We start from the raw sequence: 18,150 nt of genomic DNA on the forward strand, positions 1-18,150 counted from the left end.
CGATGAGCGACGCTGCGCTGGCAAGCGCGCGCGAAATCCTCGAAAGCCCGAGTCTGGTGGTGAAGCCGCCGATCTCGGGCGGCGCTGATGGAACCTATCTGATTGGCCCATCCGACCCGCTTCCTGCCGAAGCCGTGGGACAGCGGATGCTGGTGCAACCCTATCTTCCCGCGATTGCCGAGGATGGCGAATATTCGCTCTTTTACTTTGGCGGCCACTACAGCCACGCGATCAGCAAGCATCCTGCCGAGGGCGATTTCCGTGTGCAGGAACAATTTGGCGGCGTCGAACGCGGCATAGATGCGCCCGAAGATGCGAAGGTTTTGGCCGAAGCAGCTCTTGCGGCTACCGATAAGTTGCTCGATTGCGGCCAGCTCACTTATGCCCGCATCGATATGGTCCGCGACGGCGAAGGTGCCTTCCGACTGATGGAACTGGAACTGATCGAGCCCAGCCTATTCCTGCACTTTGCAGCAGATGAAGGGGCGATGTTTGCAGAGGCGGTGAAGACTAAAGCTCAGACCTCCCGATAATCCGCCACAACGTCCCCGCACGCCCGCAATTCTTCCTCATGACCTACTTCGCGCCACTCTTCTTTGAGCGCGGCGGCTTCCCATTCTTGCATCGCAGAGTGGGCGATGATGTGGTCGACCCATTCCTGCCCCTTGCCGACGTCTAGCCCATAGGTTCGCACGCGGTAAGCCACGGGCGCAAAGAAGGCGTCGACTGCACTAAACTCGGCACCGGCTAAATAAGGCCCGCCGAAACGCGCCAGCCCCTCTTCGAACAACTCACGGATGCGCGCGACATTGGCTTTCAGTGCATCGGACATCGGTTTGGGCTTCACCCGCACGCCGACATTCATCGTGCAATCATTGCGCAGCGCGGAAAAGCCGCTGTGCATTTCCACCGCCGCGCATTGCGCCCAGGCACGCGCGTCGGGATCTTTTGGCCATACACCGTCATGGCGATCAGCTAGATAGAGTGTGATACCCATCGAATCGTAGATCGTGCGGCCTTCGTGCAACAACACCGGCACCTGGCCTGTGGGGGAGAAGGCGCGGAAATCGTCATAGTTGCTCGGCTTGGTGAAGGGTTCCAGCCGGTCTTTAAATTCCAGACCCAGCCCCTTCATCAACAACCACGGCCGCAACGACCAACTGGAGTAGTTCCGGTTTGCGGTGATTAATGTGTAGCCCATTGCTTGCCGCCTTCCTGTTGCCCTGCCGCCACTTATGGTATTCGGCTTGTATCCAACCAGTTCGAATCCTGCTTGTTGTGGTAACTATCAATCGCCGCAAAAGGGATGCGAAAGGGAAAGCCCCAATTGCTGTTCCACATCGCCACAACCCCGGTGCGGGTAGCAGGTTCAAAAATCATCGTCGCTCGATAGCCGTCAACCGCACCTGAATGGCCGTCCAGCCGTAGCCCGTTATAAGAAAAACTGCGCCAGCCGAGGCCATAATAGGCATCGCTGTTCACCTGCCTGAGATCGCCGCCATAAAGCCGTCCGGTTTTGACGCGCGGGCTATGCGCCAGCTTGAGCACTGCGGGCGAAATAACCTTGGGCCGCTCTCCCATCATCGCCTGCATCCAGCGCGCGAAATCGACGATATTGCTGTCAATCCCGGCAGCCGCGGGTACGCGCCAATAGGCTTCCTTCAACGGGCGGACATTTGAGCCATTATGCGGCTTTGCCCAATCCCTCGCTTTGGTCAGCCCTGCCATGCCAAAACCGGCACTGCGCATGCCCAGAGGTCGAAAGAAGCGATCCACAACTGCCTCGGCATAAGGCCTTTGGGCCGCCTGACCCAAAATCTCGCTGGCGGCATCGAATGCGACATTCTGATAGGTATGACAGGTGGCCGGAATGCATTGCAGCGGTGCGGCAACAAGGTCCGCACGAATCCGGGCTGGATTTTGTCCGTCTTCCAGCCGTTCGTCATAGGCATTTTTGGTGAGCCCCGTTTGCTGCGACAATAATTGTCCGAACGTTATGCGCGATTCGGCTCCGCCGGGCAGTCGAAGGGGGGCGCCCGGGGGGGTACTCGCCTTCCCCAGACCGCCCCCTCCTTCACCGGCCAGAGAGGCGGCGGGGGCGCCCGCCGCTGTCTTCGAAACCGAGGCCCAGCGAAACACCGTTTGTGGTGTCACTACGGCGCCAGTCGACCGGTCGGCAAAGCCATAAGTGCGAACGAAGCTCAATCGACCATCCTCAACTACAGCCACCGCAAGCCCGGCCATTTCGGGGCGCAGTGAAAGTTCGGCCAGTTGCTGTTCCAGCGCGGGATAATCGATCCGGCCCTCCCACTCGTCGGGCGTGTCGGGCAGGTCTTCGGCGGTCAGGCGCGAAATGGTCGGCGCCTCTGCCAATGGCCCGCCGTCATCAATGCTTTCCGTACCGAACCAGCCAGCGAGGGCCAGCGCGGCTAGAACGGCCAGTATGATGCAAATTCGTTTCATCGACCGTTGTCGCTTCTTTCCATTCTGAAGAGCAGATTCATTTCGCGGCCTTTTCGGACAGTTCGGGCCAAGCTTGCCAAGTGCCAATGGCAAAGCAAAGGCCGAGTGCAAAGACGATCAGCGAGGACCACAGCATGAAACCAAAGGAAAGATCAGGCCGCCAGCTGGATCGCACGAAAAACGCCGCTGAACGCAACAACAACACTGCGCTAATCAACACAAGCGCAGTGCGCGCCAGTGGGAGCCGCGCCAACAGCCCCGCCGCTGAAAAAGCATAGGCGGACCAGACGGCAAGGACCGCTGCGATGGACATTGTTATCGCAGCGGGAACCCATGAGCCTTGCGTCGCCATCCGGGCCATTCCCTCGCCTGCACCTAAAAAGCGGTACCAAGCAGGTCCGCCGATAATACACGCAAGATGAAGGACAGATGCGGCAAGACTGCCCAGCCCTGCCGCAATAAGCCAGATATTCAACGTAGCGCCGCTCACTCCAAGTAGTGCGCCGTCGTTTTCGCCGCTATGTCCGCTGTGGTCACCCCCGGAGCCATTTCAATCAGCCGAAAAGGTGACTGATGATCCGGCCGCTGGAACACGGCAAGATCAGTGATCACCATATCAACCACATTTCGACCGGTCAGCGGCAGAGTGCAGGCGGGGATGAATTTGGGCGAACCGTCCTTCGCGACATGCTCCATCACCACGATGATCTTTTTGACACCTGCGACCAGATCCATCGCGCCGCCCATGCCTTTGATCATCTTGCCGGGAACCATCCAGTTGGCAATGTCGCCATTTTCGGCGACTTCCATCGCGCCAAGCACGGTCAGGTCAATATGCCCGCCTCGGATCATCGCGAAAGACTGCGCGCTATCGAAATAGGCCGATTGCGGCAGCTCACTGATCGTCTGCTTGCCAGCGTTGATCAGATCGGGGTCGACCTCATCGTCATAAGGGAATGGACCGATACCGAGCATGCCATTTTCCGACTGCAGCGTCACATCCATTCCGTCCGGAATATGGTTTGCCACCAGCGTCGGGATGCCGATGCCGAGGTTCACATAGAAACCGTCCTGCAACTCCTTCGCCGCGCGCGCCGCCATCTGGTCGCGGGTCCAGCCTTTGGCGAGTCCATCATGTATGGTCATTATGCTGCCTCCCTTTCGCGAACGGTGCGGAACTCTATCTTCTTGTCATAGGGGCTGCCGATTATCATCCGCTGCACATAGACGCCGGGAAGATGGATCGCATCGGGATCGAGGCTGCCGACCGGCACTACTTCCTCTACCTCGACCACACAGACCTTGCCGCAGGTCGCAGCAGGCACGTTGAAATTGCGCGCGGTCTTGCGGAAAACCACATTGCCGCTCTCATCCGCTTTCCATGCCTTTACCAGGCTGAGGTCGGCAAAGATGCCACGTTCGAGGATATATTCCTCACCGTCGAAGACCTTTACTTCCTTGCCCTCGGCCACTTGCGTGCCGACACCGGTCTTGGTGTAGAAACCGGGGATGCCCGCACCGCCTGCACGCATGCGCTCGGCGAGCGTGCCTTGCGGACAGAACTCGACCTCAAGTTCGCCCGAGAGGAACTGGCGCTCAAACTCCTTATTCTCGCCAACATAAGAGGCGATCATCTTTTTCACCTGCTTGGTACGGAGCAGCTTGCCGATGCCTTCATTGTCGATACCGGCATTGTTCGAGGCGAATGTCAGACCCGTGACGCCGCTGTCCATAATCGCCTCAAGGAAACGTTCGGGAATGCCGCACAGGCCAAAACCGCCGCTGGCGATGAGCATATCGTTACGCAGCAGGCCATCAAGCGCGGCCTTTGCGTCGGGATAGAGTTTTTTCATAGGATACCGACCTTACGGCTGGGGTTGGGAGAGACCCAGCCACCTAACCGTTCAGTCGGCTTTCCGCAAGGGCTGCGCTCGCCCTTTCCCTTACGTCAGTTGAGGATATCACCGATCCCGCGACGCACAGCATCTTCTGCACGGCGACCGACCTCATCCTCGGCGGCACCCTTTGTGCGCTGACCCAGTCGGCGCAATTCTTCTGGCGTGCGGACCTTCTTCTGGCTTGCGGCAGGACCTGCGGTTGCCATGCCTTTGACACCCGTTATGCAGCAAGGGTCTGACTGCAACAATTCAGCCCGGCCATCCCATTTCATATAGCACATTTTGCGTTCGGGGACCAAAGTCCAAGCTTGGCAGCTGCCATCGGCATCGCAGCCGCGCTTGCAGCTTTGCCAGTCATTGGCGTTGGCAACGGCAAATTCGCGGTGGTCATAACCCATGATGTTGACGTTGAACATCGGCTGCCATTCCTCGACTGGAGCCGCTGCTGCCACCGAAGTGATTGTCTGGCGCGAACAAACCAGCTCGCTCAGATTCCCCCTTGCGTCGGCTGCATAAGACAGGACCTGCGAATAGCCCCTGCGGCTGCAATAGGCCCTCGCACCCTGCGACTGGCATGTGGCCAGATCTTTGGGTTTCTTATCGTCGCATGCTTTGACGAGCTTGCCCTTGGCAGATAGCGGCTGGCAGAAAAACCCGGTGCTGGCACCTTCGCTGTCGGTACAGGGAGCAGTAGCAAATTCTGGCTCATCATCCTTACCGGTCGCCGACCAGGCAAAGGCCCCAATGACCAAAAACAGCAGGCTTCCCACTGTGCCAATTCTCGACAACATGACGCGTCTCCTTGGTTGGGCAACGCCGTTCCCAAGCGGAATATCAGCGTGCGATGTTGTGAGAATATCGCGGCATGCGATGGGTCACTATCCCCAGTTCATGGGATGGTCGACGGCAACGCTTCCGGATAGCTTGAGGAACTTAAGTTAGGTATCGCGCGATGCGCCGGAGGCTCCGTAATGACGATATACCGGACGATTCTTTACCTCGCACTGCTTGCTACGACAGGGATCGCGGCCGTGCTGTGGGCAGATCCGATCCCGGGTCGATTTGAGCCTGAACGGGGCAATTATGACACCAGTTGGGGCCCTGCCACCTTTTCCTACGAACGCGGTGACCGAAGACGATCAGGACAAAACGGCCAGTTCTCCTTTCGCGACGGTCATATCATATGGGGCTATTTTGAACGCACCGAGGGTTCGGGCCCCGAAAGCTGGGTGTTCGTCGGACGCTGGGTTGCTGTGCAGGATCGTGATGGAAACATCCCCCGCACGCTGAACCGCGCGCAAAAATGCAGCACTAAGATGACCCGCGTTCCCCACACGATAACGCCACCTAACAGCTATCATTGGGGGAGCATCCGCATCGGGTTTACCAGCGATGGAAAGACCTTTCGGGGCGACGTTGTCTATTGCCGCGAAGGTACCTATTCCGATCTGCCACCCGATGGATCACCAGAATTCACCGGTCATTGGGTCCCCATCGAATATAGTGTCGCGCCAAGCAGCCGTGCCGTCCCGGTGCCATCTTTCCCTTATGATGGACCGTGCAATGCAGTATCGCGCAATGCCGTCGCTGCAATTGAACCCTGTATTCTCCCGATCTTGCGCCCGCTTCGGATGCGGCTGCTGAAAGACATGCCAAAGGCGGTAGATCGAGTTATTTTCACACCGCTGTCCGATGATCGCGAAGCAGTCGCCCGCGCAATTTCCGGGAACACCATATTGCCCCGACACCCAACTGATCGTGAAGTGTTCCAGGAAGTCCGGGGTCTGAAATTCTGGAAGCGCGGTGACACGACCGAAGTCATCCCTCCGGGCTCGGTATGCCGCCACGACTTTTGGGCCGTCTCCGTTCGCGATGGTACTGGCGCGATCCACGCAGGCAATGGCATAGTTCTAATGGAATGCGGCCCAGGCAATATCGAGAGTATCCGCAGGGTAGAAGATATCACTCCGAAGATGTGACGTTTTCGGCAAGTGAATCCAAAATCGACTGGGAGCCGCAGTATGTTGGGTTTGAAGTTTCGGCCATTGAGTGTAGCGTTCTGGGTTGCAGCTATCTGCACCGGGCTGACAAGCGCGCAGGCGCAAGTGGGCACCGATTCAGATTGGAGCACCGCAGACGGCGATCTGCGCATATATGCGAATGCCTCGACCCTCTATCCGCGCGACAATTGGCGTAGCGGCATGGGCGCGCGCCGCGATGCAGGATCGCTTGCTTATGTCGAAATGCAAGGCAGTTATCGCAATTTGCGCTGGCAGGGTGAATATTGGATCATGGGGGCCGAAGATGGTTGGCGCCCGAGCGCAGCTGAGGGTAGCTACCGACCGTCCGGGGCATGCGCCGCAACCCGCCCCAATGGCTATCGTCCCGGCGATGATGCCAATGACTATGGTGAGTTTGATATCACATTCAACGCTGCCGAAAATGCCTTTACCGGCCAGAAACGCTGGGTGTGTCGTTATCCCGATGGGCGCGCGCGCAAAGGGGCGTGGCAGCCGTTTAACGGCACACGAAAGGGGCTTGTCGCCCAGATGCAGAATAGCGTGGCTGCCCCGACGGGCACAGTGACGACCACGCCCAGTGGCGGAACTACGCCTGTCCCTGGCGGGCGTACCCCCCGCGAGCAGCGCGAATGGGATTACCGGCAATGTACATATCAGTTGGACATCATCAGCCTCGACATCGCCCAGCCTGACGGATCACGGCGAAACACGCGCTTTGTCCGCGATTTCCAGATACGACCATGTACGATTGATGCCGCAGCGTTCGAGAAATTCCAGATCGACATGCTCCGTCCGCCAGCCGACAAGCGGCCAACGCAACTGTTCTTACGCTCAATCCAGATCGAGGGAATTCCGGGCCCGACGGCGTCGCGTGAAATTCGCGTTCCTGTGCGCTTCCTGAATCCCACGGTCTCGATAAACCTGCCCTTCACCGGTGTACCCCGCCCGGGTTCAGCGATCATGAACCAGATAATGCCCGGCCGTTTCTGCAGCGCGGCATTTTGGGCTGCATATATGCGCTATTCGGATGGCAGCGAAAGCGCTCCGTTCAGTGTAATTATCAGCGCTTGCGGAGCGCGCAATCATCCCGAACAATTGCCCGACACTGCATCGGGAAGTGAGGAACCACGGGTCGAGGATTTGAAACCGAGGGTCCGCGATTGATGTAACAAAGGTCATCGCGCCGGAGTCAGATAACTGTTGGAAGGGCACGGGCTGAATGCAGAGATCGACGATACTGGGTTTGGTTACCGTCACCGATCTGGCGGCGGCTGCGATTTACGCGACCAAAAGCCCGGACGACGAAAGTGCTGTGGAGGAGAGTGCGACACTAGCCTGTGCCGCAGGAATGAATCCACATCAGTCGGCGGTGCCCACCGATACTTGCCTCGACGTACCGGTTGTAATCGACAAATGCATGCTGGGAACGTGGAAGCCGACGGGCGGTGGCCCGCTAGCCTATCTGAAATCTAAAGGTATGAACATTGCCTTAGGCGCACCCGATTCCTATTCGATGACCTTCAACGACGATGGCACGATGTGCTCGTCAGGGGGAGGCGGTTTCAATGTTCAGGAACAAGGCGATAAGCTGGTCGGCAATGGGGGGACGACAAGCTATTCCTGCACAGGTGACAAGCTAGACACCAGCGACAATATGCCCAACGGTGATGTGATGAAGCATGAATATACGCGGATCAGCGGTCCGGCGCAGGTCGCGCGATGATCACCGTCGCCCTATTGCTGTTGGCAAATCCGCCAGCCTCTCCGAATGCGCAACAGGTGTCTTCGAATAGCAAGTCTCCGGTCACCTGCCAGCAGTCTGGCGAGCAGCCTACAAACGGCAATGGTCCCGGCGAATATCCATCAAGCTATGGCGCTGCATCTGAATTGCAAAAGCAAATTGACCAAGCGACTGACTGCCTCAATGATGCAGACATTCGGTCTGCCTACGGGGCCCGAAACCAATGGGAAGAAATCGAACGGCAAAGCGGCGATAGAGGAGAGGTAAAATCACGCAAACAGCGTAAAAAAGCAAAACCGACGACACAGCGTGTGACGCCAAAGCCTTAGCTCAACTTCAACCGCACTGCCGCCTCCAGATCGGCGAGCGCTTGCTCGCCGCTGGTTACCTTAATCGCGTGCATCCCCAACTGGGACGCAGGTTTGCAGTTGATTCCGAGATCATCGAGATAGATGCAGGCTTCTGGCGACACCGAAAGCGCCTCGCACATCATCTGGTAAATGCGCGGGTCGGGTTTGCGTACGCCTGCTTTCGAACTTTCGATCACATGGTCGAACCGCGCCATGATGGCCTCTACCTGCAGTGCCTTATCCTCGCTGCGCGCCATTGCCGCACCGCGCCCGGCCTTCACATTGTTGGTGATGCAGCCAATGCCAAAGCCCTCCTCCTTCAACCGATCGAGCGCGGTGACCATATAAGGGCGCACATCGCCCGCAAGACAGGCGATCACAGATGCGCCGTCGAGCGGATGACCCATTGCTTCGGCCTCCGCCGCGAACAGGGCGTCGAAGCCGTCGGCGTCAATTTCGGCGCGCTCGAATTTCGCCCATGCATTGTTGTCGCGGTTGATCGCGTTGACGCTGCGGATGAAATCATTGGGCAGGCCGCGCTCAGCCTCCAGCCGATTGAACGCTTCAAAGGGTGACGAGGTGATGACCCCGCCGAAATCGAAAATCACATGGGAAAAGATCATGGGGTAACAATGATTCCTGTCTTGGGATCGGCTGCGCCGCTCAATACTTCATGATAGGCGGCAAGCGCGCCGTCGCTGCCGCCGCGTGTGTCGATGTTGGCGATCGAAGGGGCAACTTCCATAAAGCCCAGCCATGCAGAGGCAATGCGCTCGCCAAAGCCGCGCGCACCCCAATCGGCGATGCGTTTCTGGCTGCGGCCGGGGGCGAAAAAGCCTTCGCGCACCGGACCAGGTAGTTCGCCCATTTCGGGGGCGGCGTCCCAGTGCGACTTGCCGACGATCATCGAATATTTGAGGGCATCGGCGAAATGGTTGTGGACTGCTGCGGTGACTGCGCCGTTCCCAGCCATATCAACCAAAGCTGATGGCACAGACGCGTCAAGCGTGGCGATATCATCATAGGCAACTACCTCGTCATAAATGCCAAGATCCGCCAGTGCAGCAGCATTCGCCTTGCTGGTGAGCCCGATCGTGCGTGGCCGTTCGCAGCGCTGCTTCATCGCATGCGCCAGGCCGATGGCGGTCTTGCTCGACGCACTGGCGATCAACAGCTGAGCCACACCATAATCGCCTTCATCCTCGAACTGGTCAGCAATGAGCCATCCGGTGAGGAAGAGCGGACGGAAGACCGGCCAGTAATCGTGATGCTCGGGCTTATAGTCGGGAATCGCCTCGACCCGCTGATACTGGTTGTAGATCGGCGGAAGGGTCGTACGGCGCGGGGTTACATCCACGAAACTGCCGCCACCGATGTGCCCTGGCATCAGCACCGCATGGCTCGCCATCGGGTAATAGCCATAATAGCGATCGCCGGGGGCAACGCCCTCCACATCGCTCACCAAAACGGTCGCGAAACCCCAGACCGGCAGCCGCCCCGGAACGCCGCGCTCAGCGAAGAAATCCCAATAGCCCTGTTCATTGCCGAATAAGCCAGCGGGCTTGCCGAAGACGGCATAGGTCACATTATTGGCGGTCATCGCATAGCTATCGACATGCACCAAAATCTCGCCGGGGCCGATCGCGGTTTCGGCGGTTACGACTTCGGTTTTGCTGACATCGTCGCGATCAATGTCGATGGCCCATGCTGCATTGCTCATAATCTATCCTACCGTTGTTCCGAACAGCGAGCCGATTGCCGCTGTCGCTGCCATGGCAACTGCGCCCCAGAATGTCACGCGCAGCACGCCCTTTCCAACCGGTGCGCCGCCCGCTTTTGCGCCTACCACACCCAAAATGGCAAGGAAGAGCAGCGACGCACCCGAAACAATCCATGTGAGGGAAGGTCCGGGAAACAGGGGAACCAATATCAGGGGCAGTGCAGCCCCGGCAGCAAATGCCGCAGCCGAAGCCAGCGCCGCCTGTATCGGCCGTGCCGACATCTCGCTGGTCAGTCCCAGTTCATCGCGCAAATGCGCTTCGAGCGCATTGCTTGCCATCAACTTGTCGGCAACTTTTTCCGCCAGATCACGATCAAGCCCGCGCTTTTCGTAGATCCCAATCAGTTCTTCTCGTTCGAATTCGGGCTGGGTTTCCAGCTCCGCTGTCTCGCGCGCAACATCCGCCTTTTCGGCCTCCCCCTGTGAACTGACCGAGACATATTCCCCCGCCGCCATCGACATCGCACCCGCAACCAGTCCGGCAATACCCGTCACCAAAATGTTCGATTGCGAGGCACCAGCCGCTGCAACCCCGGCAATCAGACTGGCCGTCGAAACGATTCCGTCATTCGCGCCCAATATCGACGCACGCAGCCAGCCTATTCGGTTGATGACATGGGCTTCGATATGCAGGCGCGACATTGGCGTCCCTTCAATATTGCAGCTTGAGGCCGGGCCGGTTCCAGCGCGTCTTCACCAGCCGCCCGCTGCCCGACAAAGTGATATAGGCGTCCATCATATCATCGCCACCAAAGGCGATGTTGGTGGTGAAGATATCATCGGTCGCGACAAATTCGACCAATTCCCCTGCGGGCGAGATCACACTGATTCCGCATTCGCCGATGGTCGCGACACAGATATTGCCATTCGCCTCCATCGCGAGACTGTCGAAGAATTTATAGCCGGCAGGGCGATAGAGCGGGATGCCGGGGCCGCCGGGGCCTGCATCGGGTGCGACCTTGCCGGGGGCAGTGATGTTGAACTTCATCAACCGGCAGGTGTAGGTTTCCGCAGCATAGAGCGCGCTGCCATCGGGCGCGAGGCCGACGCCATTGGGGTTGTTCGAGGGAAAGATCACTTCTTCCAGATGGCTGCCATCGATTTTCGCATAGAAGATGCCGACAATATCGTGGCAGCGTTTGGCATAGTCTACCTTGCCATGGTCGGTGAACCAGAAGCCGCCATGCTCGTCGAAGACGATGTCATTGGGGCCGCGCAGGACGCAGCCATGATCGCCGGATTTGTAGAGTATCTCAACCTGACCGGTCGCGATATCGATGCGCTCTATCCGCCCGCCCGAATAGTCATTGGCAATGCCGTGCGGTGCCAGATAGCCATTGGCCTCGGCATATTCGAAGCCGCCATTGTTGCAGCAATAGAGCTTTCCATCGGGGCCAAGGGCAAGGCCGTTGGGGCCGCCGCCCGTTGTAGCTACGGTTTCCTTGCTGCCATCGGGTTTGACCCGTGTAATCTTGCCCTGTTCAATCTCGGTGACGATGACGCTGCCATCGGGCATCACAACTGGCCCTTCAGGAAAACGAAGTCCGTCGGTGATGGTTACCATATCTGCCATGTTCAAGTCCTCCCAATCTCTCTCACCGCCCAAGCTGGCAGCAGGAAAAGCGTTTGGGAAGCCTGATAATGCGGCTTATGCGGCGTGTTGGCGGCTTGACGCTACGGCTTGCGCTCGTGATTTGCCCGCGCGCTTTTCGGCATAAAGCGCGGCGTCGGCGACGTGCATGACTTCGCGGACGGTTTCGCCATCCTCCGGATAGAGCGCATAGCCGAGACTCGCGGCCACTGGCAGGCGATTACCATCAAGATCAATTGGTCGGCACAACGCGGCGAGCATCGCCGTGGTGCGTGCGGATAGGTCTGCCTTGTCCGCGACATTGCGGAACAGCACGATAAATTCATCGCCGCCAAGACGGCCCACGCTGTCCTGCGCCTCTGCCGCGTCGGCCAGACGCCCACCGACACCTAGTAACATCAGATCTCCGGCATGGTGGCCGAGGCTATCATTGACCTGCTTGAAGCCATCAAGATCGAGCAACGCAATGCCAAAGGAGGGCTTTTTGCCAGTGCCGCAATCCAGCTCCGCCTCGATCGACGCCATCATGGCACGGCGGTTGGGCAGACTGGTTAGCGGATCAGTATCGGCCAATTCTCGAATCTGCTGTTCGAGGAAAAGCCCTTCGATCAGCCGGTCGTACTGAGCCGCGACGAAGCGGATCATCAAGGCTTCGACGCTCAGCATGGAAACGCCGAGCATCTTGGCATTGAACTCTCCTGTAAAAATCATCGACAATGCCACCGGCGTAATACCGATGATCAGAACACCGATCGCTGCCGGTCGCAGCGTGTAGAGGCAATGCGCGATAGCCGTGGCCCCAAAAGCCAATGAGACCGGAATCAGCGTTTCATACGCAAAGGTCCCGGCAATATAAGTGACCGAGGCCGCAATACCCAAAAAGCCCATCATGCCCACTGACAGGCCGACATTGGCCTTGATGATGACCGGTACTTTCGCAAGCGGGATAGGCTTTTCGAGCAGCCGTCTCCAAACCGCCATCCGGGCAAAACAATAAAGGATCAGGCCCGTCATCCAGGCATAGTTGGAAAAAGGGAGGCCATTGCTCCAGCACACAGCCATGACAATGCAGGTATTAAGCGCCGCCACAGCAAGCAGCATCGGAACCTGGGTCCGCACATTTTCAAGCTGCGCGGCATGGAGCGGGCCCAGAATTGAGCGCGGAACCGGGGGCGCAAACCAGCGCCAGACCTTGGCGGTCTGCAGTCGGAACTTGGCTATCAAATGTGGTTTGCCCATTAAGCCGCAACATTAACCAGTTGCGGTAAAGCCAAGGTTAAAGCGACCGCCCTTTCCAAGCCGATTTGAAGCGCCTAGATGATAGCCATAGGAATTTTCTTACCACAGGATATCCATGACACGCGAATATCAGGCGAATCCCGCCCTTTACATCGATGGCAGCTGGCGCTCGGGCGAAGGCCGCGACGTGCATCAGGTGCTTAATCCTGCCACCGGTGAGGTCCTCACCGAGCTGCCCCTGGCGACCGCCGCCGATCTGGACGAGGCGCTGGCAGCCTCGGCGAAAGGTTTTACCCTCTGGCGCGCGACTGACGTTAATGCCCGCGCCGCGGTGCTCCACAAAACGGCAGCGCTGATCCGCGAGCGTGCCGAGCAAATCGCCACGCTCCTGACAATGGAGCAGGGTAAGCCGCTCGCCGAAGCGCGCACGGAGACGCTCTCCTGCGCCGCAGTTTTCGAATTTTGCGCCGAGGAAGCCAAGCGGAGTTATGGCCGGATTGCGCTACGCCCTGCAGGCCAGCGCGCACTCGTGTTAAAACAACCGGTGGGCCCTGTTGCCTCATTAACGCCTTGGAACTTCCCGGTTTCGCTGATGTCGAAAAAGGTCGCGGCAGCACTGGCAACCGGTTGTTCGGTCATCGCCAAACCAGCCGAGGAAACGCCGGGATCGACCTCCGAAATCATGCGCTGTATCGCCGATGCCGGGATTCCGGCGGGTGTTGCACAGCTGGTTTTTGGCGTCCCCGACATGGTCAGCCGCCAGTTGTTGGGATCGCCGGTAATCCGGAAATTGAGCTTCACTGGCTCTATCCCGGTCGGCAAACATCTGATGAAGCTCGCCGCCGATGGCGTGAAACGGGTGACGATGGAACTGGGCGGACATGCACCCGTTCTGGTCTTTGACGACTGCAACCTCGAAAAGACGCTCGACATCGTCGTCACGCAGAAGTTCCGCAATGCGGGGCAGGTCTGCATATCGCCGACGCGCTTTTATGTGCAGGAAGGAATTTATGACCGCTTTGTTGCCGGGTTTAACGAACGCACGGCAAAGGTGAAAGTCGGCAACGGTTTGGACGCGGACACGATCATGGGGCCCCTCGCCAATTCACGCCGCCCGACTGCAGTCGGCGCTCTGGTGCAGGATGCCATTGCCAAGGGTGCACGCGTCGGCACCGGCGGCAGTGCGGACAATGGCGACGGCTTCTTCTTCCGGCCGACCGTATTATCTGACGTTCCGCTCGAAGCCGACATCATGACCAACGAGCCTTTTGGCCCGGTCGCGCTGATCCGCCCCTTTGCCAAATTTGACGACGCCATCGAACAGGCCAACCGCCTGCCCTTCGGCCTCGCCTCTTTCGTCCACACCGAAAATGGCCGTCAGGCGAATATGGCGGGCGACCTTATCGAGGCTGGCATGGTCGGTATCAATACTGCCGCGATTTCGATGCCCGATATGCCCTTTGGCGGCGTCAAGGAATCGGGCTTTGGCAGCGAAGGCGGGCCCGAAGGTCTGGAAAGCTATTATGTGACCAAGGCGATCCACCAAGCCTGATGAAGCGGCAGCTTTATCTTGCTGCCGGATGGGTTTCGGTCGGGCTGGGAACGGTGGGCATTTTCCTGCCAATCCTGCCCACCGTGCCCTTCATGATTCTCGCCGCTTTTTGTTTCGCGCGCAGCAGCCCTGCGCTCGAAGCCAAGCTGATGAACCACCCGAAATATGGCCCACATCTGGTTGCATGGCGAGAGAAGGGTGTGGTCAGCCGACGTGCCAAATGGTCGGCAACCGCGGCGTTTCTGGCGAGTGCCTTGATCGGAGGATTGACGCTGACCCCGCCATGGTCACTACTGCCCGCTGCGGTCGGGCTGGTTTGCGGCACTTGGCTTTGGCGGCGCCCAGAGGCATAAAATGAACAATCCTAAATTGGGCCGACCGTTAAAAGTGACCGCTGGAACAGTTTTGTTCCATGCCGATGATGAATGTCCAGGTTTTGTAATCGTCCGTTCCGGCACTATCCGGGTTAGTCTGATCGCCGAGAATGGCCGGGAAATCACACTTTACCGCGTGCGACCGGGAGAGGTTTGTTTGCAGACTTTCGGTTGCCTTGTCGAAGGCCGCCGATATTCGGCGGAAGGAATTGCCGAGACCGACATTGTCGCCGAATTGGTACCGGCAACCGATTTTCACAGATTGGTGAGCGAAGACGACGACTTCCGCACACATCTGTTTGCTGCCGTTGCCCATCGCTTTGCCGATCTGGAGCAACTGGTCGAAGATGTAGTGCTGATCGGTTTCGAAGCGCGCCTTGCAAGAGCATTATTGCGGCTGCGCGATACTGCCGACGGTATCGACACAACTCATGAAGCTCTAGCGATCGACACGGGATCCGGTCGTGCCGCTGTCAGTCGTCAGTTGGGCCGCTTTGCCAAGGACGGACTGATAGAGTTGCAACGTGGCCGCATCGGGATTATCGATTCCGCTAGACTGCAACAGTTAGCCGAAGAACTTGGTGACTAAGTCACCGACAGTAGCAGCTCGACTCACTAGAAGACTTCCATCGACAAAAATGAAATGGAAGGAAAAAAGTCATGCCCTGCAACGAAGGTAAGCTCGATCGCACTCTCCGTATAATCGTCGGTCTTGCGCTGCTCGCAACGGTCTTTATCGGCCCGCAAACTGTTTGGGGATGGGTAGGGCTGGTGCCCCTCCTGACAGGTCTGTTCGGCTTCTGCCCCGCCTACAAATTATTGGGGATAAACACCTGCAAGATTTGAGATTTCGTTCGAATTTTCGAGCGAAGCAGGGGTGAGCAGGGTCGCGGGTCGCTCACCCCATTTTTGGTAAATTATCTCACAGCCTCACGCACCACGGCAATCCCCGCCTCGCGCTGGACCTTCAGCTCCCGCTTCAGTACCGCCGGATCGCGCGCGAAGACGAAGCCAAAGCTAACGCCACCCTCCTTGCCGATCGTCGCATGGTGAAGCTTATGTGCCTGTACCAGCCGCTTGGCATAGCCACGTTTTGGCACCCAGCGGAAATAGCGTTGGTGGATTAGCCCGTCGTGGATCAGAGTATAGACGATGCCGTAAAAGAGGATACCAAGGCCGATCCACGTCCCCAGCTCCCACGCCGACGCGCCCATCACCAGCGGGCTACCGATGGCGAACATCGAAATGCTCATTGCCGCACCCACCAGCCCGTATAAATCATTCTTTTCAAGCGCGTTGTCGTGCGGCTCATGATGGTCGCGATGCCACCCCCAGCCCCAGCCGTGCATGATATATTTGTGGCTCGACCACGCGACAAATTCCATCGCGAAGAATGTGGCAACAACGGTCAGGATGATGGCGAAAAGCGACATAAAGCCACTATAGCGGTTTAATCTGTCTTCGGAAAGAAATAGGCGGAAATATCCGCGCCGATCCTTGCAGGGCGCAGCGTTTCGGCATCGATGCAGCACCAGCTCGATTTGACCTCGGCGAGCACTTCTTCGCCGCGCTTAATCACCGTTTCGTAAAAGGCGCGCGCACCGTGGATGCTTTCTAGCACCACATTGGCGACAACGACATCTTCCAGAAATGCCGGCTTGCGATAGGTAATCTCATGCTTCAGGGCGACCCACGCCCGCTGTGCCACGGCCTCGGGCGGAGCGAGATTTCGCCAATGTTCGAGCACCGCTTCCTGCACCCAATTGAGATAGCGGCTGTTGTTCACATGCCCCATGAAGTCGATATCTTCGGGCAGGATTTTGATCGGGAAGAGATGGGAGAGTGTGTTCATTTCGATTCGAAGATACGACCTAAAGGTTACAATTTCCAGTCACCACGAACAGCAACCGGCTGTAGAAAAGCAATATCGGTCGAGCGTCATGTCCCGACCCTCGGCTAACTAAGACTGCCACGGAGATAAAGATGACTAAGGCAGCTTTGAACAAATATCAGGACAGAATGCGGCGGGTGGTCAACTATATAGACCAGAATCCGGAAGCGGATCTCAGCCTCGATGTGCTGAGCGGCATTGCGGCATTCTCAAAGCATCATTTCCATAGGCAGTTTTCCGCAATGTTCGGGATTTCGGTCTATAGCTTTGTCCAGCTTTCAAGAATGAAGCGGGCTTCGTACCGGCTTGCTTTTCGCGACAGCGACACCGTTACCGATATAGCATTTGATACCGGCTACGAAGCACCTGACGCTTTTGCCCGGGCATTTCGCCAGAAATTCGGACAATCGCCTTCGTCATTCCGCTCTTCTCCCGACTGGGATCCGTGGCTTGCGGCCTTTGAGCCATTCGAAACATCACGGAGAAAATATATGGATAGCAACTACACCGCGAACGATGTCGAAATCATAACGACAGCGGATATTCCGGTCGCCATTATGCAACATCGCGGCAGCCCGAGAAATATCCGGTCGTCGATCGAGCGCTTCATTGCATGGCGTAAAAACAATGGCCTCAGCCCGTCTTTGCACGCGACCTATAACATCTTTCACAACGATCCGCGGTCAACGGCAGACGACGACTATCGGCTCGATCTTTGCGTCGCGACAGACAAAGGACTGGACGATGCCAGCGCGGCTATTGAATCTGGATTGATACCTGGCGGTCGCTGCGCGCGGCTTCGTGTTGTCGGAAATCCCGACGATCTGGAGGCTCCCGCGATGTTCCTGTATCGTGAATGGCTGCCCGACAGCGGCGAAGAGTTACGCGACTTTCCGCTTTACTGTCAGCGCGTGAGCTTCTTCCCCGATGTTCCCGAACGCGAAGCCATCACCGATCTGTTCCTGCCATTGCAATAGGCCAACATGCAACGAAGGCGGTCGCGCTCAAATCACGACCGCCTTCGGCGCGCAAAAGGAAAATGCCCAAAATGCTGCGTGTTTAAAACATCCTTGCTTGCCAAGCGCGGTGTGCTGTGCCTTTAGGCCAAGCATATGACTCAGCCCCGCACGCTCTACCAAAAAATCTGGGACGCTCATGTCGTCTCCGCCCGCGATGATGGCACTTGCCTGATCTTTATCGACCGCCATCTGGTGCATGAAGTGACCAGCCCGCAAGCCTTTGAAGGGCTG

Annotated in this window: 24 protein-coding genes; 11 read left to right on the forward strand and 13 right to left on the reverse strand. The window is 57.8% G+C overall.

Annotated elements, in window-relative coordinates; genetic code table 11:
- The coding region (locus tag Q0239_RS08200) for a RimK family alpha-L-glutamate ligase (RefSeq protein WP_367276080.1) at positions 1–533 on the forward strand (533 nt) is incomplete at its 5' end.
- On the opposite strand, the gene Q0239_RS08205 is transcribed toward Q0239_RS08200, so the two are convergent.
- From Q0239_RS08205 to Q0239_RS08230, 6 genes are all read right to left on the reverse strand, one after another.
- Positions 518–1,201 (reverse strand): glutathione S-transferase family protein, encoded by a 684-nt coding sequence (locus Q0239_RS08205; protein ID WP_298601017.1) that lies wholly within the window; start codon positions 1,199–1,201, stop codon positions 518–520. The genes Q0239_RS08200 and Q0239_RS08205 overlap by 16 nt on opposite strands.
- 32 nt (positions 1,202–1,233) lie before the next feature.
- Entirely contained in the window at positions 1,234–2,463 is a 1,230-nt protein-coding gene (locus Q0239_RS08210) for a serine hydrolase (RefSeq protein WP_298601020.1), read from the reverse strand.
- Positions 2,464–2,500: 37 nt separating this feature from the next.
- Positions 2,501–2,776 (reverse strand): hypothetical protein, encoded by a 276-nt coding sequence (locus tag Q0239_RS08215; RefSeq protein ID WP_298601022.1) that lies wholly within the window; start codon positions 2,774–2,776, stop codon positions 2,501–2,503.
- 173 nt (positions 2,777–2,949) lie between these two features.
- Positions 2,950–3,609: a CoA transferase subunit B gene (locus Q0239_RS08220; protein ID WP_298601025.1), complete on the reverse strand. Its 660-nt coding sequence runs from the start codon at positions 3,607–3,609 to the stop codon at positions 2,950–2,952.
- Entirely contained in the window at positions 3,609–4,316 is a 708-nt protein-coding gene (locus Q0239_RS08225) for a CoA transferase subunit A (RefSeq protein ID WP_298601027.1), read from the reverse strand. The genes Q0239_RS08220 and Q0239_RS08225 overlap by 1 nt, the downstream gene beginning before the upstream one ends.
- A gap of 95 nt (positions 4,317–4,411) precedes the next feature.
- On the reverse strand, positions 4,412–5,152 hold the full coding sequence (locus Q0239_RS08230; RefSeq protein ID WP_298601030.1) for a hypothetical protein: 741 nt from the start codon (positions 5,150–5,152) through the stop codon (positions 4,412–4,414).
- 180 nt (positions 5,153–5,332) lie between these two features.
- Between Q0239_RS08230 and Q0239_RS08235 the strand changes: the two genes are divergently transcribed.
- From Q0239_RS08235 to Q0239_RS08250, 4 genes are read left to right on the forward strand one after another with little or no spacing between them, the layout of a single operon-like run.
- Positions 5,333–6,340, forward strand: a complete 1,008-nt coding sequence (locus Q0239_RS08235) for a hypothetical protein (protein ID WP_298601033.1) — start codon at positions 5,333–5,335, stop codon at positions 6,338–6,340.
- A 42-nt stretch (positions 6,341–6,382) separates the two neighbouring features.
- Complete coding sequence (locus Q0239_RS08240; RefSeq protein WP_298601036.1) at positions 6,383–7,546, forward strand: hypothetical protein; 1,164 nt, start codon at positions 6,383–6,385, stop codon at positions 7,544–7,546.
- Between the two features lie 55 nt (positions 7,547–7,601).
- Positions 7,602–8,105, forward strand: coding sequence for a hypothetical protein (locus tag Q0239_RS08245; protein WP_298601039.1), 504 nt, complete (start codon positions 7,602–7,604; stop codon positions 8,103–8,105).
- Positions 8,102–8,452, forward strand: a complete 351-nt coding sequence (locus Q0239_RS08250) for a hypothetical protein (RefSeq protein ID WP_298601042.1) — start codon at positions 8,102–8,104, stop codon at positions 8,450–8,452. The genes Q0239_RS08245 and Q0239_RS08250 overlap by 4 nt, the downstream gene beginning before the upstream one ends.
- Here the strand turns inward: Q0239_RS08250 and Q0239_RS08255 are convergent.
- The 5 genes from Q0239_RS08255 to Q0239_RS08275 form a co-directional block, all read right to left on the reverse strand.
- Positions 8,449–9,096, reverse strand: coding sequence for an HAD-IA family hydrolase (locus Q0239_RS08255; RefSeq protein ID WP_298601045.1), 648 nt, complete (start codon positions 9,094–9,096; stop codon positions 8,449–8,451). The genes Q0239_RS08250 and Q0239_RS08255 overlap by 4 nt on opposite strands.
- Entirely contained in the window at positions 9,093–10,193 is a 1,101-nt protein-coding gene (locus Q0239_RS08260) for a DUF2855 family protein (protein WP_298601050.1), read from the reverse strand. The genes Q0239_RS08255 and Q0239_RS08260 overlap by 4 nt, the downstream gene beginning before the upstream one ends.
- 3 nt (positions 10,194–10,196) lie before the next feature.
- Positions 10,197–10,895, reverse strand: coding sequence for a VIT family protein (locus tag Q0239_RS08265; RefSeq protein ID WP_298601053.1), 699 nt, complete (start codon positions 10,893–10,895; stop codon positions 10,197–10,199).
- 10 nt (positions 10,896–10,905) lie between these two features.
- Positions 10,906–11,826, reverse strand: a complete 921-nt coding sequence (locus Q0239_RS08270; RefSeq protein WP_298601055.1) for an SMP-30/gluconolactonase/LRE family protein — start codon at positions 11,824–11,826, stop codon at positions 10,906–10,908.
- Positions 11,827–11,901: 75 nt separating this feature from the next.
- The gene (locus tag Q0239_RS08275) at positions 11,902–13,083 is read right to left on the reverse strand and encodes a GGDEF domain-containing protein (protein WP_298601058.1); all 1,182 of its coding nucleotides are present in this window, start codon (positions 13,081–13,083) and stop codon (positions 11,902–11,904) included.
- Between the two features lie 115 nt (positions 13,084–13,198).
- Between Q0239_RS08275 and Q0239_RS08280 the strand changes: the two genes are divergently transcribed.
- The 4 genes from Q0239_RS08280 to Q0239_RS08295 all read left to right on the forward strand — a co-directional run bounded on the left by Q0239_RS08280 (position 13,199) and on the right by Q0239_RS08295 (position 15,855).
- Positions 13,199–14,635 carry an NAD-dependent succinate-semialdehyde dehydrogenase gene (locus Q0239_RS08280; protein ID WP_298601060.1) on the forward strand — a complete coding sequence of 479 codons (1,437 nt, stop codon included), beginning with the start codon at positions 13,199–13,201 and terminating at the stop codon, positions 14,633–14,635.
- Positions 14,635–14,988, forward strand: coding sequence for a YbaN family protein (locus tag Q0239_RS08285; protein ID WP_298601063.1), 354 nt, complete (start codon positions 14,635–14,637; stop codon positions 14,986–14,988). Before Q0239_RS08280 ends, Q0239_RS08285 begins: the two co-directional genes overlap by 1 nt.
- Position 14,989: 1 nt before the next feature.
- Positions 14,990–15,598 (forward strand): Crp/Fnr family transcriptional regulator, encoded by a 609-nt coding sequence (locus Q0239_RS08290; RefSeq protein WP_298601066.1) that lies wholly within the window; start codon positions 14,990–14,992, stop codon positions 15,596–15,598.
- 71 nt (positions 15,599–15,669) lie between these two features.
- A complete protein-coding gene (locus Q0239_RS08295) occupies positions 15,670–15,855 on the forward strand; it encodes a DUF2892 domain-containing protein (RefSeq protein WP_298601069.1) in 186 nt (61 codons plus the stop codon).
- A 71-nt stretch (positions 15,856–15,926) separates the two neighbouring features.
- Here the strand turns inward: Q0239_RS08295 and Q0239_RS08300 are convergent, their stop codons facing one another.
- Both Q0239_RS08300 and Q0239_RS08305 read right to left on the reverse strand, forming a co-directional pair.
- Positions 15,927–16,442 carry a sterol desaturase family protein gene (locus tag Q0239_RS08300; protein ID WP_298601072.1) on the reverse strand — a complete coding sequence of 172 codons (516 nt, stop codon included), beginning with the start codon at positions 16,440–16,442 and terminating at the stop codon, positions 15,927–15,929.
- Positions 16,443–16,459: 17 nt separating this feature from the next.
- On the reverse strand, positions 16,460–16,861 hold the full coding sequence (locus tag Q0239_RS08305) for a thioesterase family protein (RefSeq protein WP_298601075.1): 402 nt from the start codon (positions 16,859–16,861) through the stop codon (positions 16,460–16,462).
- A gap of 131 nt (positions 16,862–16,992) precedes the next feature.
- Between Q0239_RS08305 and Q0239_RS08310 the strand changes: the two genes are divergently transcribed.
- Both Q0239_RS08310 and Q0239_RS18190 read left to right on the forward strand, forming a co-directional pair.
- On the forward strand, positions 16,993–17,877 hold the full coding sequence (locus tag Q0239_RS08310) for a GyrI-like domain-containing protein (protein ID WP_298601078.1): 885 nt from the start codon (positions 16,993–16,995) through the stop codon (positions 17,875–17,877).
- A gap of 135 nt (positions 17,878–18,012) precedes the next feature.
- A partial coding sequence (locus tag Q0239_RS18190) for an aconitase family protein (protein WP_367276081.1) occupies positions 18,013–18,150 on the forward strand: 138 nt, incomplete at its 3' end.

This window comes from uncultured Sphingorhabdus sp. (assembly GCF_937872355.1).
In the GTDB taxonomy this organism is placed as follows: domain Bacteria; phylum Pseudomonadota; class Alphaproteobacteria; order Sphingomonadales; family Sphingomonadaceae; genus Sphingorhabdus_B.